At 34.6% G+C, this 21073-nt stretch carries 22 protein-coding genes, 3 pseudogenes and 1 riboswitch; of the genes and pseudogenes, 14 read left to right on the forward strand and 11 right to left on the reverse strand.

The window, feature by feature from the left end:
• Positions 1 to 66 precede the first annotated feature (66 nt).
• The 6 genes and pseudogenes from JCM21714_RS19535 to JCM21714_RS15035 all read left to right on the forward strand — a co-directional run bounded on the left by JCM21714_RS19535 (position 67) and on the right by JCM21714_RS15035 (position 4851).
• Positions 67 to 234 (forward strand): YozQ family protein, encoded by a 168-nt coding sequence (locus tag JCM21714_RS19535; protein ID WP_235182937.1) that lies wholly within the window; start codon positions 67 to 69, stop codon positions 232 to 234.
• 200 nt (positions 235 to 434) lie between these two features.
• Positions 435 to 1006: pseudogene (locus JCM21714_RS15020) on the forward strand (biotin transporter BioY).
• 264 nt (positions 1007 to 1270) lie between these two features.
• Positions 1271 to 2053 carry an alpha/beta fold hydrolase gene (locus JCM21714_RS15025; RefSeq protein WP_035725555.1) on the forward strand — a complete coding sequence of 261 codons (783 nt, stop codon included), beginning with the start codon at positions 1271 to 1273 and terminating at the stop codon, positions 2051 to 2053.
• 2 nt (positions 2054 to 2055) lie between these two features.
• Complete coding sequence (locus JCM21714_RS22160; protein ID WP_268748368.1) at positions 2056 to 2805, forward strand: Mur ligase family protein; 750 nt, start codon at positions 2056 to 2058, stop codon at positions 2803 to 2805.
• Positions 2799 to 3626, forward strand: coding sequence for a Mur ligase family protein (locus JCM21714_RS23215; RefSeq protein ID WP_268748369.1), 828 nt, complete (start codon positions 2799 to 2801; stop codon positions 3624 to 3626). The genes JCM21714_RS22160 and JCM21714_RS23215 overlap by 7 nt, the downstream gene beginning before the upstream one ends.
• Positions 3627 to 3669: 43 nt before the next feature.
• Positions 3670 to 4851: a D-alanine--D-alanine ligase family protein gene (locus JCM21714_RS15035; RefSeq protein WP_035725557.1), complete on the forward strand. Its 1182-nt coding sequence runs from the start codon at positions 3670 to 3672 to the stop codon at positions 4849 to 4851.
• 72 nt (positions 4852 to 4923) lie between these two features.
• On the opposite strand, the gene JCM21714_RS22170 is transcribed toward JCM21714_RS15035, so the two are convergent.
• Positions 4924 to 5328: a helix-turn-helix domain-containing protein gene (locus tag JCM21714_RS22170; RefSeq protein WP_235182938.1), complete on the reverse strand. Its 405-nt coding sequence runs from the start codon at positions 5326 to 5328 to the stop codon at positions 4924 to 4926.
• Between the two features lie 40 nt (positions 5329 to 5368).
• A complete protein-coding gene (locus tag JCM21714_RS22175; RefSeq protein WP_052000791.1) occupies positions 5369 to 5791 on the reverse strand; it encodes a hypothetical protein in 423 nt (140 codons plus the stop codon).
• A gap of 141 nt (positions 5792 to 5932) precedes the next feature.
• On the opposite strand from JCM21714_RS22175, the gene JCM21714_RS15045 reads away from it, so the two are divergent.
• Both JCM21714_RS15045 and JCM21714_RS24445 read left to right on the forward strand, forming a co-directional pair.
• A complete protein-coding gene (locus JCM21714_RS15045; protein ID WP_369403619.1) occupies positions 5933 to 7510 on the forward strand; it encodes a glycoside hydrolase family 127 protein in 1578 nt (525 codons plus the stop codon).
• Positions 7507 to 8211, forward strand: coding sequence for a DUF6805 domain-containing protein (locus JCM21714_RS24445; protein WP_369403620.1), 705 nt, complete (start codon positions 7507 to 7509; stop codon positions 8209 to 8211). The genes JCM21714_RS15045 and JCM21714_RS24445 overlap by 4 nt, the downstream gene beginning before the upstream one ends.
• A 122-nt stretch (positions 8212 to 8333) precedes the next feature.
• On the opposite strand, the gene JCM21714_RS19545 is transcribed toward JCM21714_RS24445, so the two are convergent.
• From JCM21714_RS19545 to JCM21714_RS15060, 4 genes are all read right to left on the reverse strand, one after another.
• Entirely contained in the window at positions 8334 to 8489 is a 156-nt protein-coding gene (locus JCM21714_RS19545) for a YjcZ family sporulation protein (RefSeq protein WP_084040884.1), read from the reverse strand.
• Between the two features lie 360 nt (positions 8490 to 8849).
• A complete protein-coding gene (locus tag JCM21714_RS15050) occupies positions 8850 to 9644 on the reverse strand; it encodes a Cof-type HAD-IIB family hydrolase (protein WP_035725558.1) in 795 nt (264 codons plus the stop codon).
• A 31-nt stretch (positions 9645 to 9675) separates the two neighbouring features.
• Entirely contained in the window at positions 9676 to 10626 is a 951-nt protein-coding gene (gene lipA, locus JCM21714_RS15055) for a lipoyl synthase (RefSeq protein ID WP_035725559.1), read from the reverse strand.
• A gap of 12 nt (positions 10627 to 10638) precedes the next feature.
• Positions 10639 to 11457, reverse strand: a complete 819-nt coding sequence (locus JCM21714_RS15060; protein ID WP_305037901.1) for a lipoate--protein ligase family protein — start codon at positions 11455 to 11457, stop codon at positions 10639 to 10641.
• 256 nt (positions 11458 to 11713) lie between these two features.
• Here JCM21714_RS15060 and JCM21714_RS22180 point away from each other — a divergent pair, with 256 nt between their 5' ends.
• The 3 genes from JCM21714_RS22180 to JCM21714_RS15070 all read left to right on the forward strand — a co-directional run bounded on the left by JCM21714_RS22180 (position 11714) and on the right by JCM21714_RS15070 (position 13499).
• Positions 11714 to 12160 (forward strand): AEC family transporter, encoded by a 447-nt coding sequence (locus JCM21714_RS22180; RefSeq protein ID WP_235182939.1) that lies wholly within the window; start codon positions 11714 to 11716, stop codon positions 12158 to 12160.
• Positions 12161 to 12164: 4 nt separating this feature from the next.
• Entirely contained in the window at positions 12165 to 12629 is a 465-nt protein-coding gene (locus JCM21714_RS22185; protein ID WP_235182940.1) for an AEC family transporter, read from the forward strand.
• A gap of 195 nt (positions 12630 to 12824) precedes the next feature.
• A complete protein-coding gene (locus JCM21714_RS15070) occupies positions 12825 to 13499 on the forward strand; it encodes a sulfite exporter TauE/SafE family protein (RefSeq protein WP_235182941.1) in 675 nt (224 codons plus the stop codon).
• Between the two features lie 373 nt (positions 13500 to 13872).
• Here JCM21714_RS15070 and JCM21714_RS15075 read toward each other — a convergent pair whose 3' ends face one another.
• Positions 13873 to 15030 carry an aminotransferase class I/II-fold pyridoxal phosphate-dependent enzyme gene (locus JCM21714_RS15075; RefSeq protein WP_035725560.1) on the reverse strand — a complete coding sequence of 386 codons (1158 nt, stop codon included), beginning with the start codon at positions 15028 to 15030 and terminating at the stop codon, positions 13873 to 13875.
• A pseudogene (locus tag JCM21714_RS15080) lies at positions 15020 to 16118 on the reverse strand (methionine biosynthesis PLP-dependent protein). Before JCM21714_RS15080 ends, JCM21714_RS15075 begins: the two are co-directional and overlap by 11 nt.
• A gap of 74 nt (positions 16119 to 16192) precedes the next feature.
• A riboswitch (SAM riboswitch) is annotated at positions 16193 to 16282 on the reverse strand.
• A gap of 460 nt (positions 16283 to 16742) precedes the next feature.
• Between JCM21714_RS15080 and cobA the strand changes: the two are divergent.
• Positions 16743 to 17506, forward strand: a pseudogene (cobA, locus tag JCM21714_RS15085) (uroporphyrinogen-III C-methyltransferase).
• Between the two features lie 26 nt (positions 17507 to 17532).
• Here the strand turns inward: cobA and JCM21714_RS15090 are convergent.
• Positions 17533 to 17799: a hypothetical protein gene (locus tag JCM21714_RS15090; protein ID WP_035725561.1), complete on the reverse strand. Its 267-nt coding sequence runs from the start codon at positions 17797 to 17799 to the stop codon at positions 17533 to 17535.
• A 118-nt stretch (positions 17800 to 17917) separates the two neighbouring features.
• On the opposite strand from JCM21714_RS15090, the gene JCM21714_RS15095 reads away from it, so the two are divergent.
• Positions 17918 to 18352 carry a cell wall hydrolase gene (locus JCM21714_RS15095; RefSeq protein ID WP_035725562.1) on the forward strand — a complete coding sequence of 145 codons (435 nt, stop codon included), beginning with the start codon at positions 17918 to 17920 and terminating at the stop codon, positions 18350 to 18352.
• 44 nt (positions 18353 to 18396) lie between these two features.
• Here the strand turns inward: JCM21714_RS15095 and JCM21714_RS24450 are convergent, their stop codons facing one another.
• Positions 18397 to 19158, reverse strand: a complete 762-nt coding sequence (locus JCM21714_RS24450; RefSeq protein WP_369403621.1) for an MFS transporter — start codon at positions 19156 to 19158, stop codon at positions 18397 to 18399.
• On the reverse strand, positions 19130 to 19876 hold the full coding sequence (locus JCM21714_RS24455; protein ID WP_369403622.1) for an MFS transporter: 747 nt from the start codon (positions 19874 to 19876) through the stop codon (positions 19130 to 19132). Before JCM21714_RS24455 ends, JCM21714_RS24450 begins: the two co-directional genes overlap by 29 nt.
• A 128-nt stretch (positions 19877 to 20004) precedes the next feature.
• Between JCM21714_RS24455 and JCM21714_RS15105 the strand changes: the two genes are divergently transcribed.
• On the forward strand, positions 20005 to 20796 hold the full coding sequence (locus tag JCM21714_RS15105; RefSeq protein ID WP_035725564.1) for an alpha/beta hydrolase: 792 nt from the start codon (positions 20005 to 20007) through the stop codon (positions 20794 to 20796).
• Positions 20797 to 21073: the final 277 nt, after the last annotated feature.

Below are 21073 nucleotides of genomic sequence, written 5' to 3' on the forward strand. Positions count from 1 at the left end.
GTGCAATTACAAAAAAAGAGCATATAATTGGTTTAATGCAGACATGCTATGTGTGAGGTGATTAGTATGAAGCAAAAAAAGCCAATGAAAAAAGATTCACAAAAGGTTGCAGAACAGAATTATCAGATTGAGGATTATCAGCGCCAGAATCAATTTAGTCAAGGTTTAGCAGAAACTCATGAGCAAGCAACAGATACATTAAAAGAAGGCTATAACGAAAAACTGTCTGAGTAAGGCAGTTTTTTGTTTGTTTTAATATTTTTAATGGTCAGGTGTTTACATGTCTTTTTAAATAAGTTGATTCATTGACATGGTCATAATACTTTTTAAAATCAAATTACTTTTCGCTCTAAATTTATCGGCATTTTCTATTGTTGAATTATAAAATATATGTTAACCTATATTTTATATTAGTTAACAAAGGAGAGAACATGATGCAATCATCTAAATTAAGAGCAATTATTTTATCTAGTATTTTTGCAGCAATTACCGCAATTTTGGCACAAGTAGAAATTCCGTTACCACTTGTTCCGATAAGTGGGCAAACACTTGCTGTTGGTCTGACTGCAACTATTATTGGCAGCAGATTAGGAGCTTTGTCCATGCTATGTTATATGATGCTGGGCGCTATCGGATTACCTGTTTTTGCAGGATTTGCGGGTGGACCTCAAGTATTGTAGGGCCAACTGGTGGTTATATCATAGGCTTTATCTTTGCAGCTTTTGTAACAGGGATAATATTAGAAAAAACTGTCTATAATATCAAAATGGCTATGGTTGCTAATACAGTAGGTATGATTATTACACTTGCCTTCGGTATGGTTCAACTTAAATTTGTTGCTGATTTAACCTGGACTGCATCACTGGCAGCTGGAGTATACCCCCCCTTCATTCTAGTAGGATTAATTAAAGCATTTTTAGCAAGTTGGCTAGGAATTATCGTTCGAAGACGATTACAAAAAGCGAATTTAATTAAAGAGCCCATTGTTGAACAACAAGCATCATAAAAGAATCGTCCCACACGGGACGATTCTTTTATGATGCAAATAAAAAGCAGAAGATGCAAATAAAAAAATTGCATTGCAACTGTAATAATTGTTTTATAAAAGATTTTTAGATATAATTTTAATCTCAATTTATGGTATGATATATGATGGATAAGCGCAATTACAATTATAATATAAAATATACAATATTAAATATAAATACGTCATATAGTAGTAGCAATGTACGAATGTTATAAGTCGAGAAATAAAGGAGAGCGTTTAGTAGTGTTTATTGAAATAGATCAGTTAAAAATTAATTATCAGCAAACGGGTGAGGGAAGACCAGTCGTTTTATTACATGGATGGGGAACAAGCCTTGATTTATTTGAAGATCTTCAAAACGCTTTAGCTTCTAACTTTCAGGTTACCTCATTAGACTTTCCAGGCTTCGGACAAAGTGATGAACCTCCAGAATCTTGGGATGTAGGTCAATATACTGATTTCCTTGAAAAGTTTTTTAATAAATTAAATATAAACAACCCCATCTTACTCGGGCATTCTTTTGGTGGAAGAGTGTCCATTAAGTATGCAGATCGACATCAGGAAGGAGTACATAAAATTATTCTCATTGGCAGTGCTGGTGTTAAACCAAAACGAAAAATGGATTATTATCTGAAAGTGTATACCTATAAAGCGATGAAAAAAGTGTTAAGCCTTCCCATCCTTAATCGATACAAAGACGACATTATCGGTCAATACCGTGGAAGAGCAGGATCAGCGGATTATCAAAATGCATCGAGAGTTATGCAGCAAACTTTAAGTAAAGTTGTGAACGAAGACTTACAGCATCACATGCCTAATATTAAGGCACCAACTCTTCTGATTTGGGGGGGAGAAAATGATACTTCCACCCCCCCTGTTCACGATGCGAAAGTAATGGAAGACTTAATTCCAAATGCAGGTTTAGCACTTATCCAGAATGCGGGACACTATGTATTCTTAGAACAAAAAAGACGCGTAGCTATTATTATTGATACATTTTTAGAAGAAGATAAAGGAGCAGTTTGATTATGCAGATTATTTTATCAATTGTAAGTGTGTTATGGATTATTTATTTATTTTTTAGAGTGAAACAATCGATTCATATGCTTCAATTAAACAGTTATTTTAATAAGCGATTAACGAGATGGATAAGCGGCCATTGGTTAAAAGCATTTCCGATCAATGAATGGATTGCTCTTATTCTAGCTATATTGTATTACTTTAATCAAAGTTGGACGATCTTTCTAATTATAATTTTAGGTTTATTAGTACCAAAGCAAAAACAACAGAAAAAGAAATTGGTGGTAACAACCCGGGTTAAACGTCTTATTATAACTATTTCGGTTATTTATTTATTATTAATTGCTACTAGTTTACATTTTATTTGGAATGATTATCCGCTAAGCTATGCTGTATTTATTGTCGTGTTAGGATCTTTATTAACATATGGCATTGTACTTCTAGCTAATACAATTAACCGACCAATTGAAAATGCAATTAAAGAATCCTATTACAAGGACGCTAAAAACAAAATTAAAAGTGCAAAGCAAACAACGACGATTGGAATTACAGGCAGTTTTGGTAAAACGAGTACTAAATTTATCTTGGATACAATATTATCAAACCACTTTAATACGTTAAAAACGCCAAACAGCTTTAATACAAAAATTGGTGTTACTATTACAATTCGAAATTCTTTGAAGGCATATCATGATGTCTTTATTGCTGAAATGGGTGCAAAAGAACCTGGAAATATTCAGGAAATTTGTGATTGGTAGGTCATAAATATGCGATTCTCACAGCGATCGGCGAGCAGCATTTAGAAACGTTTAAAACACTAGAAAATATCAAAAAAACAAAATATGAAATTGTCGAGACATTACCAGAAGATGGAATTGCGTTTTTAAATCGCGATGATGAGAATATTATGTCTTATACACCAAAGAATCAGTGTCGCAAAGTTTACTTTGCTATTGATGATACGGAGGCTGACTATCTTGCCTCAGATATTCGTATTCATAACAAGGGTATGACGTTTAGAGTTACCAATAAAGAGCAGACATTAGATGCTGAGTTTGAAACAAAGATTGTTGGTAAACATAATGTCTATAATATTTTGGCAGCGATAAGTGTTGCCTGGGAAATGGGTGTCCCTTTAAATAAAGTGCAGCTAGGTGTCAAAAAAATTCAAGCAGTTCAACACCGAATGGAAATTAAAAAAGGTTTTGGTAATTTAACAGTGATTGACGATAGTTTTAATTCGAATCCGACAGGTTCCAAGATGGCTTTAGAAGTATTATCTTCGATGGATGGTTTTAAAGTTCTTGTCACACCAGGTATGGTAGAATTAGGAGAGAAAGAATATCAATACAATAAAGCATTTGGTGAATATGCAGCAGATGCATGTGATTATGTCATCTTAGTTGGTGAAAAACAAACAAAGCCAATTCAAGACGGATTGCGCGAGAAAAATTATCCAGAACAGCAATTATTTATTGCTAAGGATTTAAATCATGCAATCTCACAAATACAAGCGTTAAATCGTCAAGATGCTATCATTTTATTGGAAAATGATTTGCCTGATAATTATAATGAATAAGAAAAATATGAATTTGTCTGGGTTTTCGAGGGAGGAATGAAGGATGAGAACAAAAGTTGCCGTTATATTTGGTGGTGTATCAGTCGAGCATGAAGTATCTGTCATCTCTGCTCTACAAGCCATGAGTGCATTGGATGAATCAAAATATCAGGCTATACCTATATATATTAGTAAAACAAAAGAATGGTATACCGGTGAAGTGTTAACAGATATAGAAAATTATAAAGATTTAGACCAATTATTTAAGCAAGCAGAGAAAGTCGTGTTAGAACAAGAGAGTGATGATACTGTCGTTCTAAAGAGAAAAGAACGTTCTTTCTTCTCAAAAGGTATTGTTACAGCTATAGATGTAGTCTTCCCGGTTATTCATGGTACGAATGGGGAAGATGGATCCTTGCAAGGTTATATGGAATTATTAGGTTTACCATATGTTGGTTGTGATGTTGCATCCTCAGCCGCGGGTATGGACAAAGTAATGATGAAACAAATTTTGCGTGATGCAGCGGTGCCAATCGTGGATTATGAGTGGTTTTATGCAAGTCAATGGCATCAAGATCAGGCAGCTGTCAAGCAATTAGTAGATAAAATTGGCTATCCGGTAATCGTTAAACCGGCTAATTTAGGATCAAGTGTTGGTATATCGAAAGCAAAAAACGAAGACGAATTAGAAGAAGCAATAGAATTAGCTGTTGCATATAGTTTTAAAGTAATTATTGAAAAAATGATTACCGATTTAACAGAAGTAAATTGTTCCGTTATTGGGGGGGATTATGAAGAAGTAGAAAGTTCTGTTTGTGAACAAGTGTTAAGCTCAGATGAAATTTTATCGTATGCTGATAAGTATCAAAGTGGTGGAAAGTCAGGGGACACAAAAGGGATGGAAAGTGTTAATCGTATCATACCAGCTGAGATTTCAGACCAAGCTACCAAACAGGTAAAAGAATTAGCAGAAAAAACATTTAATCTTTTAAACGCAAGCGGGGTATCACGTATTGACTTTCTATTAAACCAGGAAGGTGAAGTTTTTGTAAATGAAATTAATACGATTCCTGGATCATTATCTTTTTATTTATGGGAACCTGCCGGGAAAGACTTTCAGCAATTAACCGATCAACTAATTCAATTAGCCCTCAAACGGCACAGAGAACGTCAATCCATTCAATTTTCAATCGATACAAATTTATTCGCCTTACATAGTAAAGGCGGAGGATCAAAAGGTAAATAATAAAGAAAAGATCCCCATTTTTTGAGGATCTTTTCTTTATTTGGATAAGTTTTCTCTTACAAAAGACTTTTACTAGTTTCGGTATAATTGTTGAATATAAACGGAAGGGGGGGACAGGCCAGTGACCTTTTTGAAAACACGGCTGAAATAAAAAGGATTCGAAAAGCCAAGATGCTCACTTACTTCAGAAACATTTACATTCTCATTTTGGAAAAGATGGATTGCATTTTCAATCATCTTTTCATTCTGATACTGTGTTACGCTTTTTCCAGTATACTGTTTGAACAGAGTTGATAAGTAAGCATAGTTCATTCCTAAATGATCAGCAATTGCTTGGCTGGAAACTTTATATTTTGTATCGTCAATATAATCAATCATTCGAGTCACCATTCTATTCGGTTTTTTTTCAGCAAATTTTTCTATATTTTCAAGATATAGTTCCAGAAAAAACTGGTGAGTGTGCATACTTGTTAGCATGGGTCGCATGGGATGAGACGATTGAAACATCTCAAATAGCTTATCCAAATGCGAGGAAATATAGCGATGGTTTCTCACTTTTTTCTATTTTTGGTAATGTAACTTTTGTATTAAATTCTTCTCTATGTATTAACGAAGTTTTTCCATATGTGCTGTATTCTGTCGTCTGATCAGGTAGATCATTAGTAAAAAAATGAATAAAATACCATTCTGAACCTGGTTGATAGAATTCATCTCCCCAATGATGGATATTTTTTCTAAGAAAAAGATAGGATCCTTTTTCTAAATGAAATATATCACCATTCTCATTAATTTGCAATCTTCCTTTTACTACATAGATAAAAACATTTAAGTCCTTCATGATTCGATTAGGATGTTTTAGAATACCTTCCTTATCGTTCATCAAACCAATTTCACGTACTAATGGAATAGAGTTATTTATAATTTCTATCTGATTATTCATAATAATATCACCTTCAATTACTCGTATAACCCTAATTTTATCAAAATCTAAAAAAAGATATGTAATATTATTATATGTGAATGTACTTTTTAGTCCTTTTATTTCATACTAGTAATAGGATTTTGTTTGGAGGTGTGAGAATTGGAAAACATACAATTATTAGATGGACTATTTTATGACTCGCAATTAAAGGGAAAGGAATATTTGCTTTATTTAGATGTTGATCGACTTGTTGCACCTTGTTATGAAGCTGTAAACAAACAACCTAAAAAAGAAAGGTATGGGGGATGGGAATCCACTCCTATTGCTGGACACTCTATAGGACATTGGTTGTCTGCAACTGCTACCATGTATCAAGCAACAAAAGATGAAAAATTATTAAGTAATTTGAAATATGCGTTATCTGAACTGCAAAAGATCCAATCCTATGATGAAGAGGGTTATATCAGTGGCTTTCCTAAGGATTGCTTTAATCAGGTTTTTTCTGGTGATTTTCAAGTGGATAATTTCAGCCTGGGAGACTCTTGGGTTCCATGGTATTCCATTCATAAAATATTTGCTGGATTTATTGATGTTTATCATTGTATTAAATCACAGAAAGCATTAGATATGGTGGTCAAATTATCAAATTGGGCTTATAACGGACTGAAAAATTTAAGTGAGGTTCAATTGCAAAAGATGTTGATTTGTGAACATGGAGGAATGATCGAGGTATTTGCAGACCTTTATCATATTACACAGGAGAAACGAAATTTGGAATTAGCTGAAAAATTTTATCATAAAGCCGTTTTAGATCCATTGGCAAGTAATAAAGATGTGTTGGAAGGGAAACATGCGAATACACAAATACCAAAAGTAATAGGTGTTGCGAAGCTATATAATATTACTGGAAAAGAAAAATATAAGCAAATAGCGACTTTTTTCTGGAATGAAGTTGTATACAGTCGTACATATGCGATCGGTGGAAATAGCATACGGGAGCATTTTGGACCTAAAAATGCAGAAGAACTAGGTATTTTAACGACTGAAACCTGCAATACATACAATATGTTAAAATTAACGGAACTTCTATTTCCGTGGCAACCATCCGCACACTATTATGATTATTATGAACGAGCTCTATACAATCATATTCTTGCTTCACAAGATCCAGATAGCGGGATGAAAACATACTTCGTTTCATCTGAGCCAGGCCATTTTAAAATATATCATTCACAAGATCATTCATTTTGGTGTTGCACCGGAAGTGGAATGGAAAATCCTGCACGCTATAATCGTAATATATTTGAAATCAGTGAGGATACATTATATATACACTTGTTTATTGCTTCAAAAGCTAGCATAATGAATGAAAAGGTAAAAATCGAACAAAAAACGGATTTTCCCTTTCAACAAAGTGCACAGGTAATATTTAAAACGGGGTCAGAAGCTATAAAGAAAATAAATATCAGAAAACCATACTGGTTAACGGATTTTAATCAAGTTAGAGTAAATAATAGTCCTCAACAAGTAGTAGAAAAAAATGGCTATTTGATGATAGAACGTGAATGGAAAGACGGAGATGAAATCTCTTATGAGTTACCAATGAATTTACATCGATATTATGCTAAAGATGATAAGCATAAACAAGTTATCATGTACGGACCATTAGTGTTGGCTGGAGCTTTAGGACGAGAAAATTTCCGGAAACAGATATTGTGTGTGACCATCAATCGTTGAATAATTATCCATTAATAGAGGTTCCAACCCTCGTAACAAACGAGAAAATAGAAGATTGCATTTCTCTAAAAAATGAGCAGAAACTCATTTTTGAAACGAAAGCTATTGGACAGCCAGACAATCAAGAATTGACATTAAAACCATTCTTTAATATTCATCATGAGCGATATACAATCTATTGGAATATTATGAATAAAAAACAATACCAACAATTTGGTGAAGAAGAAAAGAGAAGACGAGCAAGAGAACAAAATATTATTGTTGATGAAATAACACCGAACGAACAACAACCTGAAGTGGATCATAATATGAAGGTGAAAAACTCATATTCTGGATATAGTAATGCTGTTCACAGTGGCTGGCGTGATGCGAGAAATGAGGGTTATTTTAGCTATGAGATGAAAGTAGATCCTTATAAAGATATGTATTTATTTGTCACTTATAATAAGAGTGATTACACTATAGAGATGGACGGAATAAAAATGAAAAGGGAATTCACCATTAGTATTGATGGTCAGCATATAGCAACAGAGCACTTTAATCATAAGGATACCGCAGAATTATACTCAAAAAGTTACCGTATACCTAGAGATATTGTAAAGGATAAACAAAATGTAGTAGTGAAATTTCAGGCAAATAAAGATAAAGTTGCAGGTGGCGTATACCGGCTTAGAATTTTAAATGAATCATCTTTATCATAATACTACCTGTACGCAATAGACGTGTTGATGAATGTTTGACTTTATAATAGAAAAGATCCCCCCCATCTTTAGGGGGGATCCTTTTTCTATTGGGTGGGATAGGATAACTTAGATCTATAGGATTAGCTATAGAAAGAAGCACCAACAATTATTAACAAGATAAAAAGAACAACGATTAAAGCAAAACCGCCGCCGTAACCACCGCAACCACCGCCGTAACCACCGCCGTAACCACCGCTGTAACCGCCACCGCAACCATAGCCACCATAATAGCTCATTCTATCAACCTCCTTGTGTTTTATCACTATATAATGTATGTATGAATCAAAAATAAGTTAGGGTAAATGTCTAGTTTCTTGAAAAATGGGCGTAATAAAAATTCCTTGTAAGATTTTATCACAAATGTAAGGTGTACTTGCAATTCGTTTGCTATAGTGTTTATAAGCTATTAATTAGTGAATGTGGAAAGTTCATTAATTAATAAGCATATATGTAAGCTAAATAATTAGTCCACTTTAGCCTGCATGTATGTAAGAAAACTTGTTGCTCCCCCCCTATCCATTTAAGGTGTCTGCTTTTAACGAAATGCAAAAAAACCAACTTTACTGTAAAGTTGGTTTTTTGCTTGTATCTTATTACTAATCAATTATGCCTAATTGTTTTAAGCCATTGTAGATTCCAGAGTCTTCGACAGATGTTGTGCGATGCTTGGCATATTGAAATACTTCAGGACTGGCATTTCCCATCGCAAAGCTATCGCCTACAAACTCAAGCATCTGTTTATCATTCATTCCATCTCCAAAGGCAATTGCCATATCTGCAGAAATATCTAAACGTTCGAGAATTTCTTTAATAGCTTGGCCTTTGTTTACATTTTCACGGATAACATCATAACAATGTTCTAAACCTTTTACATTAACCTGTGAAAAATAAATTTCCTCATTTTTCAAATCATATAATACCGGTTCATGAGGTTTTACATTCATGATCGTAATTCCTAATATTTTATCTCGAAATTGATTATTATATAATTGATAGTCTTTAAATCCAAAATAATCCACAAAATATTTAACAGTAGAGTTTGTAGTAGATGTCAATAAATTAAATTGATCAGTATATAAAATCATTTCATGACCATTATCTTTTGCGATCTGTAGAAAATGATCAATGATAGAAGCTGAAATAGGTTCATTGACAACCGTTTTATCCTGATAAAGAGCATATGCACCGTTATAACCTACAAATGAATTTATCTGTAATTCTTCAGCAATATCATACACTTCATGAAGCGGACGACCTGTTGCCAAAAAAACTTCTATTCCTTTTTCCTGTGCCTGTTTCACAGCAAGTTTCGTGGTGTTTTCTATCGTATGGTCTTGTTTTAAGATGGTTCCGTCAATATCCAAAAATAAGGTTTGATAATTTTTTATCATGTAATGTGTCTCCTTGCTCCCTTTACTTTCTTTAGAATGAAATCTTGTTTAATTCTTCACCGCTTGTTTCTTCATATCCTTTCATATATTTGATGCGACGCTGTGCAGCGGATTGATTTACTTGTTCATCTGCGTGATAGGAAGAACGTACCAATGGACCTGCTTCACAATGTTTAAATCCTTTTGATAATGCAATTTCTTTTAATTCGTTAAATTCATCAGGATGGTAATAACGCTCTACATTTAAATGTCTCTTCGTTGGTTGTAAATATTGTCCAATAGCCATTATATCTACATTATTCTCACGTAAATCATCCATTACTTGAATAATTTCTTCTTTCTCTTCACCAAGTCCTACCATTATGCTCGATTTTGTAGGAGTATTTGGTGCAATTTCCTTGACTCTTCTTAATAATTCCAGTGAGCGATCGTACATAGCAATTGCGCGAACTCTTTTCGTTAATCTTCTTACTGTTTCGATGTTATGATTAAAGATGTCTGGACCACTACCCATTAAAGTATGTAAACTATCGTAATCACCCTTCATATCAGAAGGTAAAATTTCAACGGTACAACCTGGAACTCTTTCGCGAATTTGTCGCACAGTCTCTGCAAAAACAGCAGCTCCTCCATCCTTTAAATCATCACGAGCAACCGCTGTGACTACAACATGCTTTAAGTTCATGATTTCCACAGATTCTGCTACACGTTGTGGTTCTCCCCCCCAGTCTAATTCATTAGGCAGGCCTGTTTTAACAGCACAAAAACGACATCCTCTTGTACATGTATCTCCTAAAATCATAAAGGTGGCTGTTTTTCTTTCACTCCAGCATTCATAAATGTTAGGACATTTCGCTTCTTCACACACCGTATTTAATCGCTTATCACGCATTAAATTTTTCAACCGATTATAGGACTTGTTCGTATTAATTTTAGTCTTAAGCCACTCTGGCTTACGAATATGTTCGTATTCTTTTACCATTTTTATCGTCTCCTATCTGGATAGATTCCATTTATCATTTAAGTATTTCTGATGCATTAACTCATTTATTTCCTGCTCCTGCTTTTCATTGAGGGTAAAAGACTCTAAATTAATATCTAATCCTGTTTCGAAGCCCTTTTTAAAAGCAGCTTTCATATCATGTAACGTTACTTTTTGTGGAGTAGCTTGACGAATAGAAATTGCCTTATCACTAAATGCCTCTCTTGCCCTTTGTTTCACTCGTTCATTTTTGTATAAAAATAAGTCATATAGCTTAGAATCATCGACATTCAGTGGGATTGAGCCATGTTGAAGAATCACTCCTTTTTTACGAGTTTGGGCACTGCCAGCTGCTTTTTTTCCATCGACGACTAATTCATACCAGGAGGGCTCTTCAAAACATACTGCAGATTGTGTTGTATCTAGCTTTCCCTCAGGAATAGCAAAGGATGCATTGATTCCTAATGATCGAAATCCTTCTTTTAGTCCTTTCGAAATAACGAGATATGCCTCCTTTATGGAACGTGGCATGGCTGAATGTTGTTCGGATACGATCACACTATAGGTCAATTCCTGATCATGCAAAACAGCTCGACCACCTGTCAACCTTCTTACCAGCTGAAATCCGTTTTTATTTACAGCATCTAAATCAATTTTGTTGCTTGTTTTTTGAAAATATCCAATCGATAGACCAGCTGGTAACCATTCATAAAATCGGATAACTGGAGGTATTTTATTTTCGCTGTGCCAATTTAATAAACATTCATCAACAGCCATATTGTAAGCGGGAGTTTGTTTGTGCGTGTCTAAAAAAAACCATGTCTCTTTCATAATAAATGTACTAGGCTCTCGTAAATAAAAAAAGCCTATGCCTCCTTTGCTGGTAAAAGTTATAATAATCTGAAAATCCAATTAATCTAATGACTGTCATGCCATTTTCTATCTGCTTGAATTTCACGAACAGATGTCTTACTTTATGGTACATCTTGGATAACCTTCTGTCAAAAGTTTAATAAGGTAATCTCTAATATTAGTTATGGTATAGTAGTACATATCAAGCAATTTTTTCAGCAAGGAGATACATAATATGGATGGTTTTAATGAACAATTTTTAATTTCAGTTGTGATTATTTTAATCGGTTATTTATTAAAAAGAAATAATCTTGTTAAGGAAAAAGACGGAGAAGCAGTTGCAAGAATTGTTTTCAACTTGACCTTACCTTGTTTAATTGTGGTGACCTTTAGTGATATTAGTTTTAGTCCATCATTATTTTATTTAGTCATTATCGCTTTTGTGTTTGGGCTGATTAATGGCGGTCTTGGACTATTTATTTTCAGGAAACATCCCAATACTACGAAAGGGACATTTGGTATGATGGTTCCAGGTCTAAATATCGGACTGTTTGCCTATCCTCTAGTAGAAGGATTATTTGGCTTTGAAGGACTTCAATATTTTGGTATGTTCGATGTAGGAAATGCCTTTATTGTATTTGGACTTTCTTATATTATAGCAGGGGGTGTACAGTGGAAGTAATGGTATGTTAGAAACGAGATCGATTATAACAAAACTGGCAAAATCGATTCCATTGCAGACATACTTAATTATGTGTCTGTTAAATATTTTAAATATAGAGTTACCTGAACTAGTAATAAATGTCTCTGGGGGGGTAATCTCAGTAGCTAATATGCCTCTTTCTTTATTATTACTGGGATTATATCTGAACTTTTCATTTGCCAGAGGGTATGGAACATTAATTTTGAAATTTATATTGACTAAGTATATTTTTGGTTTAGTGGCTGGAATCGCTTGTTACTTATGGTTACCGATGGAGGAAATGTTCAGATTTACATTACTTATAGGTTTTATATTACCAACACCAGCATCAGTATTACCTTATGCAATTATGTTTGGATATAATCAGCGATTGGTTGGAACTGCTTCAAACCTAACTATGATTATCAGTTTTATATTAATATGGTTAATTGTAAATATTTTGATCTAGTAAATTACTAAATTCAACTTTATATAAAGAGGATACGGAAAAATGTATGAGAAACCAGTAAAAATGATTATTGGTTTGTCAAATTAACAGATTTATAAAGAATAGAGAGATGAGGGGTTATCATGTTTGACTTATCAACTTTGGAATGGATTATCATTATCTGTTCAGGTTTGCTAATTGGTTTTGCCAAAGCTGGTGTTGCAAGTATGGGGGATATTAGTAGTTACTATTTTTATGATCATATTTCCAGCACGCGAATCTGTAGGTATATTACTTCCTTTATTAATTGTTGGTGATTTATTTGCGGTTACTTACTATCGCATAAATGTGGTATGGCGATATTTGTTCTCACTTGTTCCATGGGTACTTATTGGAATCGTAATAGGATACTTTGTATTAGATTATGTTACAAGTGAACAATTAAAACCAATGATTGGAATCTTGGTTTTGGCTTTAATTTTGTTACATATAAGTCGTGAGAAATTAGGAGAACGTTTTAATGAGATGCTGCCCGGGTCTAAAATCTTCACCTTTAGTATGGGAATTTTGGCTGGTTTTACTACAATGATTGGGAATGCGGCAGGTGGCGTTATGGCTATCTATTTATTAGTAAAAGGCCTGCCCAAAAAGGAGTTCGTCGGGACCGGTGCGTGGTTCTTCCTCTTTGTAAATGTAGTAAAACTTCCTTTTTATATTTCACTTGGAATGATTACCGTAGAATCAATTACGTTTAATATGTGGTTGATTCCTGCTATTCTCGTGGGTGCGATAATAGGTGTGAAAGTTATCAAAATAATGCCTCAAAAAGTCTTTCAAGTCTTAGTCTTGCTATTTGCTGCACTAGGAGCTATCCGATTAATTATAGGTTAATAAAAAATTGTTAGAGGCTTTCACGTATCTCTTATCTGTAGCTGCAAAGGAATAATGTAAAGAATTAAGATGAACATAAGGAACATAATGCGACATACATCTGATTGACTGAGTAAGTAATTTTGAGATTTATATTAGGTGTAACAATCGCTCCGGCTGCTTAACAGGTAAAACAATTTCAAAATTGTCACAAGAGTTATGTCGTATAAACTTCCTATGACTCAATAAAAAATCCGAACGATAAGCAATTCTTTTTAGAATGTGGTTAATCGCTCGGATTTTATATTTAAATTAATTTTCCATCGGCCATCTTGGGCATTAAACTATAATTTAATTCATAACAAAGACATGCATTTATGGATAACACAGTTGTTTAAGACTGGATAGCCTGATCAAGATCTTGAATTAAATCTTCAACTTCCTCTATTCCAACAGACAATCGGAATAATCGATCACTTATTCCTCTTGCTTCTCTTTCATCTGCAGGCATAGCGGCATGGGACATGGTAGCTGGATGAGATAAAATCGATTCCACTGCGCCTAAACTTACTGCAAATACAGGAATGGATATGGTCTCAATAAAATGATCTATATCTACATCTTTTCTTAATTTAAATGAGAGCACAGCACCAGCACTTGTTGCTTGTTTAGCATGGATATCTGCACCAGGATGATTGCTTAATCCGGGATAACAGATATGCTCTACTGCTTCATGTTTAGAGAGATGATTAGCGATGATGGCTGCAGATGCTGCACTTTTGGAATAACGTGGCTCTAACGTTTTCATCCCCCCCTGTAACAACTGATAACAATCTTGTGCGCCTAATATTGCACCATATGTATTTTGGACAAAGTAAAGCTTTTCCGCTAAAGATGCATCCTTCGTAACCGCTAATCCTGCAACAATATCACTGTGACCAGAAAGAAACTTTGTTGCACTATGTAATACAATATCTACACCTAGATTTAAAGGTTGTTGATACAAAGGTGTCATAAAGGTATTGTCAAGATAGGTATAACAATCATGTTTTTTTGCTAATGCAACAATTGCTCGTATGTCAGTTATTTGCAGTAACGGATTAGCAGGTGTTTCTACATATATCACTTTCGTATTGGGCTTAATGGCCTCAGCTACTTCGTTTGTGTTAGTCATGTCAACGAATGTATGCTCAATCGAGAATTGTGCTAATAGCCTTGTAACAAAACGAAAAGTTCCTCCGTATACATCCTTTGAAATCACTATATGATCACCACTGTTCAGTAACATGAAAGCAGAGGATATCGCAGCCATTCCTGATGAAAATGCAAAACCATTTGTCCCATTTTCTAAGGAAGCAATTGTTTTTTCTAATTGTGTTCTGGTCGGATTACCAGAGCGACTATAATCATATGGTCCAAATTCATTTAGTTTTTTTTGATGAAATGTGGATGATAAATATAGGGGGGGAGCGTTTACTGCTCCAGTATTTTCCTCGTGGTGTCCTTGATGTTGACCGCCATGCGCAAGTATTGTTGATAATTTATTTGTCATTTTGATTGCCTCCTAAAGCTTGTTGTAAGTCTTGTTTTAAATCTTCGACATTTTCAATGCCGACAGAAAATCTCAATAAACTGTCACAGATCCCTCTTTTCTCTCGCTCTTCTTTTGGAATATCTGCATGTGTTTGCGTAGAAGGATAGGTAATAAAACTCTCTACACCCCCCTAAACTTTCAGCAAAGGAAATAACTTTTAAGTTTTCTAAGAAGGAAGGAATTATATCGGCACTTGTAACACGAAAACTGATCATTCCACCTTTGCCTGGATATAGCACATCTCTAATATTTTTTTCATTTTTTAGAAAATCCACTAAATGTTGCGCATTTTCTTGCTGTTTTTCCATTCTGAGCGATAAAGTTTTCATACCACGTATTAATAGCATCGAATCAAGAGGCGACAACACTGCCCCTATTGCATTGTGTAGATAAACTAATTTATCTGCTAACTGTTGATTATTGACGACAACCAATCCTGCTAATACATCATTATGACCACCCAAATATTTCGTTGCGGAGTGAAGGACAATGTTAGCACCCTCTTCTAATGGCTGTTGTAAGTAAGGTGTATAAAAAGTGTTATCCACAATAAGTAATAAATTATGCTTTTTTGCTATCGATGCAATCTTTTTAATGTCTATTTCCAATAACAAAGGATTTGTAGGAGTTTCAATAAATATAGCTTTCGTATTAGCATTTATATACTTTTCAAATTGATCTGTTTCCGCATATGTTGGTTTAATCTGGTAAGAATTTTCTAAATGCTGAAAAAGTCTGTAACTTCCACCGTAAATATCTTCGGAAATTAATATTTCATCGTTTTTCTTAAATAGTGAAAAGACAAGATGAATAGCAGCCATGCCAGATGAACATGCAAACCCTTTGATACCTTTCTCCAAAGTGGTGATTGCTTCCTCAACGATTTCTCTGGTAGGATTGGCGGTTCGACTGTAATCATAACCAGTAGATTGCCCAAGGGTAGGATGCTGATAAGCAGTGGATAAATAAATAGGTGCTTCGACAGCTCCTGTTCGTAAGTCTCTTCTATTTCCAATTTGCGCAAGAATAGTTTCTATATACTTCATGTGAATTCATCCTTTCTGTTCAAAATAAAAAGAAGCCTTCAATAAGGAGAAGGCCTCTTAGTAAGGTTATGTTCTTCTTATCTTCTCTGGAATTAGCACCATACAATCACTTGCTGGTTGCTGAGGTATCATCGGGCCAGTCCCTAAACCTCTCTTGATAAGATATTTTGTTGGTAAATCTTTATAAATTCATCTTACATTAAATAAAGGTAAATTACAATGAAAATTCCAAAAAATGATAAATTGTTCGACCTATTGACAAGATAGATTGGTTGAATTATAGTGTTTACATCGTGCATCTTTATGGTAGTGTTATCTCTTTGTTATCAATTTATCAGAATTGTTAACAAAAATAAATAAGAGAGTTCTTCTTTTTAACTTTTAAACCAAGTTTTCAGATAGGTTATAATGAATTAAAGGACTATTTTTAAGAACTTCAGAAAGCTTATGAGGAATAGTGTTGAGTCCTTTATGAGCATTATGTATGTATACTTTAATTTTTGCAATTATCACTTTATACGTATAATAAAGATAACGTATCTAGCGGAGCGGATCTTAGGGTTAACTAGATATTTCAAAAAGATATTTTTAAAAAAGATATTATGTGAAAGGATTGGAAAATTCGTGGGAAAAGTATATATAGTGGGGGGCAGGACCAGGAGATGAAGAATTGATAACGATTAAAGGTCTGCGAGCAATAAAAGAAGCAGATATTATATTGTATGATCGATTAGTAAATAAAAAATTACTGGAATATGCACGGTCAGATGCAACATGTATTTTTTGTGGAAAAAAACCTAACATGCATGGAATGATTCAAGATCAAATTAACGAACAGCTTGTTTCGTTTGCAAAAAGCGGATATATCGTAACTCGACTAAAGGGGGGCGATCCTTTTATTTTCGGTAGAGGTGGTGAAGAAGCACTACTTTTAGAAAAGAATAAGATTATCTATGAAATTGTACCAGGAATAACAGCAGGAATAAGTGCAGCGGCCTATGCAGGTATCCCCCCCCTTACTCATCGGGATATTAGTGGATCGGTTAGTTTTATAAATGGTTCGAACCCACAAAGCAAAACAATTGAAGAATGGCGACATTTAGCAAATGGTGCAGAAACTTTATGCTTTTATATGGGAGTTAAAAACTTTCCAATAATATGTTCTAAATTGATAGAAGCCGGATTATCAAAAACAATACCTGTAGCGATTATACACTGGGGGCACGTTAGCTAATCAAAAAACGATTGTTGGCAATTTAGATACTATAGTTAGCCGGTTAGATGAAATAAGCAATCCATCTATAATTGTAATTGGAGAAGTTGTACAACTTCATGAGAAAATAAATTGGTTTAAAGAACAATGTGAAACATCGGAAACATATCTTTAACGTTGAAATGACTAGTTAGAACGTAACTAGTCATTTTTTATTGCATTTAAAATCTGTTGTTGATCTTTTTCCCAGTCCCAGGTTGGATTAATACGATTAATGAAAGCTGTTAATTGCTGTTCTGTTAAATCTTTTTTTCCATTTGAATTGTTTAAGTATGACTTTAACTCCCATTCGCCACCTTTTTTATTTTGAAGAGTCTTCCACTTTACCGTAAATACGTAATCATTACCATTAATATCAGCGTGGATTAATAAGATATCGTTGTGTAAGATAAAGTTGCTAAGCTGCATCAACAACACCTCCTGCTTTTATTATATCATATTATGAAAGGGATTACATTATTTGATGTAATTGGACATTCATCTTTTTATACCATTTGAATATAAAGGAAATAAAGGAGTGATTCGGATGGCAGTAATTAAAACAAACGAGAAAGATGTAAAAGTGTTAGCGCGCTTAATGAGAGCAGAAGCAGAAGGGGATGGTCAACTAGGTATGCTGATGGTGGGAAATGTAGGAGTAAATCGTGTAAAGGCACGCTGTTTAGATTTCAAAGATATTAACACGATTAACCGTATGGTCTTTCAGAGTCCTGGTGGATTTGAAGCAACTCAGAAAGGTTATTTTTATCAGCGTGCCAGAGAGAAAGAGATTCGTTTGGCAAGAAAATCGATTAGTGGGGGGGAGCATAATCATCCGGCAAGCTATGCTTTATGGTTTTTTATGCCAGAAGGAAGCTGTCCCGAACAATGGTATGGGCAGTGGAACACGGGCAGATTTAAAAGTCATTGCTTTTTTACACCGACAAATGCAGATTGTCCAAGTGTATTTGAAACGTTCTGATAAACTCCACATCCATCAGTATCGATTTTCTGCTGATGGATATATTAGTTCATTTTAACTTTTGGGAATAACCAAAGTAAAAGAAAGATAGCAGTGCCGATAATAAATAACCCTGTGTTAACTGTGTGTAAGGCATAGGTTAATCCATCCTGCATGGTAATTAATGTTTCGGCAGGTAAAGATTCACGCATTTCTGCATCTAATAACGTATCTGTGCTTATTGCCTCGAAATTTTCTCCTTTCTTCTGGTAATAGTTTTGTAATTGGATGTTAAGTAATCCACCTAAGAAGGCTGCTCCCAATGCGCTCCCGATAATACGCATGAACATATTCAGCGATGTAGCAACTCCTCGTTCGTGCCAGGTTACAGTGTTTTGGATGGCTACGATAAAGGTAGTTGAAGAAAGTCCCATTCCAACCCCCCCAACTATAAAGGAACTAATACCTGCATATACAGGGCCGTTATCAGCATCAAGCATATAAAATAAAAAGGCACCTGAAAATAGAGCAAAACCACCAGCGATCGCTGTCCAGCGAAAGCCGATTTTTAACACTAAATGACCTGCAATTGTTGCTGAAATTGGCCATCCAATAGAAAGCGCACTTAGGGTAAATCCTGCTACAATAGCAGATTCTCCCATTACTGCCTGTACATATGTCGGAAGAAAGCTAGATAACCCGAGTATAATCATCCCTGATAATAAAGTAGCTATATTCGCAATTACAATTAATTTACTTTTCCACAAATAAAGGGGGGGCATCATTGGAGATGATACTCTATTTTCCTGCCATAAAAAATGTTCCAATACCAATTATAAAAATAAGTAATAAGCTAATTGTCTCGATCGATAACCATGCCCAATTTGTTCCCGCTTGTACGAAGACAATAATTAATGCTGAGATTGCTACGAAAAATAAGCTCGAACCGAAATAATCAATTGATTTCTTCTCTTTTAATACTTCTTCGTGGAAAAATACTATCACTCCTATTAAGCCTGCGATCCCAATAGGAATATTCATCCAGAAAATCCATTTCCAATCAATAAATTGAACAATTATACCACCTAGCAGGGGGGGACCAACTACAGAGGAAATTCCCCAGACACTTGCAAGATAACCCTGTACTTTTGCTCGTTCTTCCATTGTATACATATCACCTACAATGGTTGTAACAATCGGATGTATGGCTCCGGCACCAACTCCCTGAATAAGACGAAAAATAATTAAAGTGATCATTGTAGTTGCCAGGCCACATAATACAGAGCCAAATAAAAAGATAATTACGCCAATTATAAATACTGGTTTACGGCCAAACAAATCAGCTAATTTTCCATAGATCATTGTGGTGACTGCTTGCATTAATAGAAAGCTGGAAAAGACCCAGCTGTATAATGAGAAACCTCCTAAATCCGCTACGATATTAGGCATTGCTGTAGCAACAATGGTGCCTTCAATTGCTGCCATGAACATGGATAAGATAAGTGCTACTAAAACAAGTGGTCGATTCGTTTTTTGATGTACCATGGATATTCCACCTTTTGTTTTTCTCTCATTTTTATTGTATCAAAAACTGTACAGAATGTATTGAATCGTAAAAAAGTAAAGAATTTTTACAACTTATGATAGAATAATAGAAAACAAGGAGGAATAATATGGCACTGATTAAATGTGATTTCTTTTCAGAAGAATTAATGATTAGCACGTCGATGACCGTTATATTACCGGAGCAAACAAAAACACAAATTGGACTAAAAAATAATCGTAATGGTGATAAATTCCCGACACTTTATTTATTGCATGGATTAAGTGACGATCATACGATATGGTCGAGAAGAACATCGATTGAGAGGTATGCTGCAGAATATGGAATTGCTGTTATCATGCCACAGGTGGATCACAGCTTTTATGCGGATATGGTATATGGTAAGAAATATTGGACGTTTATTTCAGAAGAACTACCCAGGATAGCTAGGTCATTTTTTCCATTATCAGCGCAAAAAGAGGATAACTTTGTTGCTGGACTTTCGATGGGCGGATACGGTGCATTTAAATGGGCATTAAGAAAACCAGAAGAATTTGCAGCTGCAGCGAGTTTATCAGGTGTATTAGATATCGCCGACCATGTAAAAAATATAAAAGAAGACAATCCAATTGGAAGTGCATTATTTCAAGTTTATGGTGGGAAGGAAATAGAAGATACGCAAGAGGATTTATTTTATCTGATTCAACAGTTAAAAGCTAAAAAAGAATCGATTCCACTATTATTTCAAGCGTGTGGGACGGAAGATTTCTTATGGGAAGAGAATCAAAAGTTCTACCAGTTTGCTCAGGATCAAAACCTGCCTTTGACGCATACTTTTACCTCAGGAACACATGAATGGGGGGGCTATTGGGATCAGAAAATCCAAGAAGTATTAGCCTGGCTACCGATTCAATCTAACTGATCATTCTAACTATGTATAAAAAGAATATGGGACATATCTATTATTTTTCACAATAAAACCGAATGTTATAAAAAATTAAGTTACGCATAAGGAAGATTACGCCATATAACTTCAATTTACTGAGTAGTACTCTTGAAATTTATATTAGGTGTAGCAAGCCGGAGCGGCTTGTTACGCAGTACAGTCAAGTCATAATTACATCATCAGTTAGTGCACATAATCTTTCTGCTATGCAACTAAAAATCCGAACAATAACAAATTCTCATTGGGTAGAATT

Origin of the sequence: Gracilibacillus boraciitolerans JCM 21714 (assembly GCF_000521485.1) — a bacterium.
GTDB lineage: Bacteria > Bacillota > Bacilli > Bacillales > Amphibacillaceae > Gracilibacillus > Gracilibacillus boraciitolerans.

What these genes read in the sequence shown, in the direction of transcription:
- JCM21714_RS15075 (WP_035725560.1), bottom strand. Translation starts at nt 15,030, where the DNA reads ATGACAAATAAATTATCAACAATACTTGCGCATGGCGGTCAACATCAA.
- JCM21714_RS22160 (WP_268748368.1), top strand. Translation starts at nt 2,056, where the DNA reads ATGCAGATTATTTTATCAATTGTAAGTGTGTTATGGATTATTTATTTA.
- JCM21714_RS15050 (WP_035725558.1), bottom strand. Translation starts at nt 9,644, where the DNA reads ATGATAAAAAATTATCAAACCTTATTTTTGGATATTGACGGAACCATC.
- JCM21714_RS19535 (WP_235182937.1), top strand. Translation starts at nt 67, where the DNA reads ATGAAGCAAAAAAAGCCAATGAAAAAAGATTCACAAAAGGTTGCAGAA.
- JCM21714_RS24455 (WP_369403622.1), bottom strand. Translation starts at nt 19,876, where the DNA reads ATGGTACATCAAAAAACGAATCGACCACTTGTTTTAGTAGCACTTATC.
- lipA (WP_035725559.1), bottom strand. Translation starts at nt 10,626, where the DNA reads ATGGTAAAAGAATACGAACATATTCGTAAGCCAGAGTGGCTTAAGACT.
- JCM21714_RS15035 (WP_035725557.1), top strand. Translation starts at nt 3,670, where the DNA reads ATGAGAACAAAAGTTGCCGTTATATTTGGTGGTGTATCAGTCGAGCAT.
- JCM21714_RS15090 (WP_035725561.1), bottom strand. Translation starts at nt 17,799, where the DNA reads ATGCAGCTTAGCAACTTTATCTTACACAACGATATCTTATTAATCCAC.
- JCM21714_RS19545 (WP_084040884.1), bottom strand. Translation starts at nt 8,489, where the DNA reads ATGAGCTATTATGGTGGCTATGGTTGCGGTGGCGGTTACAGCGGTGGT.
- JCM21714_RS22180 (WP_235182939.1), top strand. Translation starts at nt 11,714, where the DNA reads ATGGATGGTTTTAATGAACAATTTTTAATTTCAGTTGTGATTATTTTA.
- JCM21714_RS22170 (WP_235182938.1), bottom strand. Translation starts at nt 5,328, where the DNA reads ATGCTAACAAGTATGCACACTCACCAGTTTTTTCTGGAACTATATCTT.
- JCM21714_RS15105 (WP_035725564.1), top strand. Translation starts at nt 20,005, where the DNA reads ATGGCACTGATTAAATGTGATTTCTTTTCAGAAGAATTAATGATTAGC.
- JCM21714_RS15060 (WP_305037901.1), bottom strand. Translation starts at nt 11,457, where the DNA reads ATGAAAGAGACATGGTTTTTTTTAGACACGCACAAACAAACTCCCGCT.
- JCM21714_RS15095 (WP_035725562.1), top strand. Translation starts at nt 17,918, where the DNA reads ATGGCAGTAATTAAAACAAACGAGAAAGATGTAAAAGTGTTAGCGCGC.
- JCM21714_RS22175 (WP_052000791.1), bottom strand. Translation starts at nt 5,791, where the DNA reads ATGAATAATCAGATAGAAATTATAAATAACTCTATTCCATTAGTACGT.
- JCM21714_RS22185 (WP_235182940.1), top strand. Translation starts at nt 12,165, where the DNA reads ATGTTAGAAACGAGATCGATTATAACAAAACTGGCAAAATCGATTCCA.